Raw genomic sequence first — 3,108 nt, 5'->3', positions numbered from 1 at the left:
GGGCGGCGGGGACCGGGTGGCCGCGCTCCGCCTGGGGCGCGGGGGCGTGCTGCGGCGCCTGGTGCGCGGGCTGACCCTGGTCGACCCGCTTGGCCGTCGCGGGCCGGACCCGGAAGACGCCGGTCTCCAGGCCCTCGCCCTCGACGAGGGTCACCTTGAGGGGCCCGTGCGGCTGGTAGCCCTGCGACTCGGCATGCTCCTGCGCCGCGGCCACGAGGTCGTCGGCGAGCTCGTCCTCGTAGTCGCCGAGCCGGTCGTAGTCGGTCTGGCTGAGCTCGATCGTGTAGAGGTTGGGCACCATGGCCCGTCCGTGCCCGAGGAGGGCGGCGCGGTCGTCCATCGCGCGGCGGATCGCCGAGGCGATCTCGACGGGCTGGACCTCCGACTTGAACGCTCTGGCGAAGGCACCGTGGACAGCCTTGGCGAGCCCGTGCTCGACACGGTTGATGATTCCCACGGACACTCCTTCTGACAAGGCGGGCGATTCATCGTAACCGGGCGGTGCGTGCGGATGCCCGTACCGAACCGGAGGCGTCGCGCGTCCGGGTGCCGGTCTCGTGCTGCGAGGTTTGTCCGGAGCCCCGAAGATGAGACCATCTCCGGCGGAGCAACAGCCATCACAGGGAGTGCTCGATGAGCAACGAGAAGACGAACGGTAACGACGGCCACTGGGGCTGGACCGACCAGCAGGTCGACGAGGGTGCCGGCCTGCCCGGATACCCATCCAACACGTCGGTGCCGAACGGGTTCGAGCTGCCCCTGCCGCAGGCCGAGACGAGCGACCCGTGGTCGAGCACGTGGAGCGACGCCGACTGGGCGGCCGCGACCACCGCTGCCGACGAGGCCACCACCGACAGCGCGGACGGCTACTCCCCCGCCTCGTGGCAGGCCGACGACACCGCGACGATCCAGCTCAAGCTCGGGGATCAGTCCTGGCGTCCTGCCGGCTCCCCCGACCCCGTCGAGACCGCCGTGTCGGCCCCCGCCGAGGACACGACAGCGGCACCGCTGGCGGTCACGGAGGCCGGCTCAGCGGCATACACCGCTGAGCGGACCGAAGCGGGACCGCACGCCGACGACCTCATCACCGCGCGGTCGAAGGGGCAGCGCCAGAAGGTCAAGGCGAGCTCCGGCCTGCGGCGGGCCTTCGGGATGGGCCCGGGCCGGTCCGAGCGGCTCGAGCGCGAGCGCGCCGACCGGATCGCCCGGCCGCTGGGCGGCCGCAAGACGATCATGGTGATCAACACCAAGGGCGGTGGCGGCAAGACGCTCGTCACGCTGATGCTGGCCAGCTACCTCGGTCGCTACCGGTCCGGCTCGGTGCTCGCCTGGGACAACAACGAGACCGAGGGCACCCTCGGCATGCGCGCGCCGTCCCAGAGCCACCACCGCACCGTCGTCGACCTGCTCGGCGCGCTGCCGACCATCGCGAACGACCCCAACGCCGGCACCTCCGAGCTCGAGCACTGGGTCCGCGAGCAGCGCGGCCTCAACTTCGACGTGCTCGCCTCGGCGGACGACGACGAGGCGATGCGGATCATCGGCGAGCAGGAGTTCGAGTCGCTGCACACCCAGCTGTCGCGCTTCTACCGGATGATCGTCATCGACACGGGCAACAACCGGCTCGCGCCGAACTGGCTGGCCGCTGCCCAGCGCGCCGACATGCTGGTCTTCGCGACCTCGCTCAAGGACGACACGTCCGTCGTCGCCGCCAAGAACCTCGACGCCCTCGTCGCGATGGGCCGCCAGGACCTCGTCCGCAACGCCGTCTGCGTCATCTCGCACACCTCGGCCAAGGGCGACCCCGGCGCGGGAGTGCACACCCGCGAGCACTTCGAGCAGTGGGTGCGCGAGGTCGTCGACATCCCCTACGACCCGGCGCTCGCTCCCGGGCTGCACCTCGACCCGACGAAGATCGACAAGCGCACCCACGAGGCGTGCATGGAGATGGCCGCCTCCGTCGTCGACGGGCTCTGAGCCGGGCGCTTTCTGACCACGCGCTCTCTGGGCCAGGCGCTCTCTAGGCCAGGCGCTCTCTAGGCCAGGCGTGGGCCGCTGCGGGCTGCGCCGGCTCGTTTCCCTGCCGGCCCTCAGTCGTCCTCGGTCGTGAAGCCGTGGTAGGCCTCGGTCGCCGCCGCGAGATAGCGCTGGATCGCGTCCCGCTCGGCGGGCGTGAACTCCTCGGTGAGGGCATCGAGCCGGTCGAGCAGCCGCCGCAGCTGTCCGCGCACCTCGCTGACGGCTGACTCGGTCGGCACGAGGCAGACCCGTCTGCGGTCGGTCGTGTCCCGCCGCCGCTGCAGGTGGCCGGCCGCCTCGAGCCGGTCGACCACGTCGGTCATCGCCGCCGGGGTGATGCCGAGCCGCCCGCTCAACTCGCGCGGCCCGAGCCGGCCGTCCGAGGCCGCGATGTGGCTCATCGCCGAGACGTCGGTCGGGTGCATCCGCATTCGCCGGGCGAGCGCGCCGGAGGCCTCGGCGGAGGCGGTGCTGAGCGCGCGGAGCGCCCACGTCTCGGGCTCGTGGGCCCGGGCGGGGACAGGCTGTGCCGGTGTGCTTGCCACGGTCCCGAGAATAGTGCTTCCATATAGTTAAGTGACCTAAACATATGGAGCACCGATGAACTCTGAACCGACTCAGGCAGCCGGCCGGTCGCGGCGGCGCTGGTGGGGCCTCGTCACGATCAGCGTCGCGGTGTCGCTGATCATCGTCGACTCGACGATCGTCAACGTCGCGATCCCCTACGTCGTCTCCGACATCGGCCTGACGTCCTCGCAGGTCCAGTGGGTGCAGGAGTCCTACACGCTCGTCTTCGCGGCCACGCTCCTCGTGTGGGGCATCGTCGCCGACCGGGTCGGACGGCGGCGGATGCTGCTGCTCGGCGTCCTCGTCTTCGTCGCCGCCTCGCTGCTGGCCGCGGTGGCCGGGTCGGGCGGCGTGCTGATCGGAGCCCGGATCGTGCAGGGCGTCGGTGGCGCGATGATCCTGCCGACCACCCTGTCGCTCATCAACGCCGGCTTCACCGGGCGCGAGCGCGGCATCGCCTTCGCGATCTGGGGCTCGACGATCGGTGGCGTGGTCGCCCTCGGGCCGCTGCTGGGCGGCTGG

The 3,108-nt window shown here is 71.5% G+C and carries 4 protein-coding genes; 2 read left to right on the top strand and 2 right to left on the bottom strand.

What is annotated here, in order from left to right; genetic code table 11:
• The coding region (locus tag N864_RS20660; RefSeq protein ID WP_240474434.1) for a DUF3662 domain-containing protein at window positions 1-457 on the bottom strand (457 nt) is incomplete at its 3' end.
• 176 nt (window positions 458-633) lie between these two features.
• On the opposite strand from N864_RS20660, the gene N864_RS20655 reads away from it, so the two are divergent.
• Window positions 634-1,977, top strand: coding sequence for a MinD/ParA family ATP-binding protein (locus tag N864_RS20655; RefSeq protein WP_051518877.1), 1,344 nt, complete (start codon window positions 634-636; stop codon window positions 1,975-1,977).
• A gap of 113 nt (window positions 1,978-2,090) precedes the next feature.
• On the opposite strand, the gene N864_RS20650 is transcribed toward N864_RS20655, so the two are convergent.
• Complete coding sequence (locus N864_RS20650; RefSeq protein ID WP_051518876.1) at window positions 2,091-2,564, bottom strand: MarR family winged helix-turn-helix transcriptional regulator; 474 nt, start codon at window positions 2,562-2,564, stop codon at window positions 2,091-2,093.
• Window positions 2,565-2,619: 55 nt separating this feature from the next.
• Between N864_RS20650 and N864_RS20645 the strand changes: the two genes are divergently transcribed.
• Window positions 2,620-3,108 (top strand): MFS transporter (locus N864_RS20645; protein WP_034721816.1); only part of this gene is annotated, 489 nt, incomplete at its 3' end.

It is taken from the genome of Intrasporangium chromatireducens Q5-1 (assembly GCF_000576575.1).
GTDB classification, from domain to species: domain Bacteria; phylum Actinomycetota; class Actinomycetes; order Actinomycetales; family Dermatophilaceae; genus Intrasporangium_A; species Intrasporangium_A chromatireducens.
This window is presented reverse-complemented; position numbering and strand designations above follow the sequence as displayed.

Excerpts from the sequence above, each read along its gene's own strand:
- N864_RS20655 (WP_051518877.1), top strand. The coding sequence starts at position 634 with ATGAGCAACGAGAAGACGAACGGTAACGACGGCCACTGGGGCTGGACC.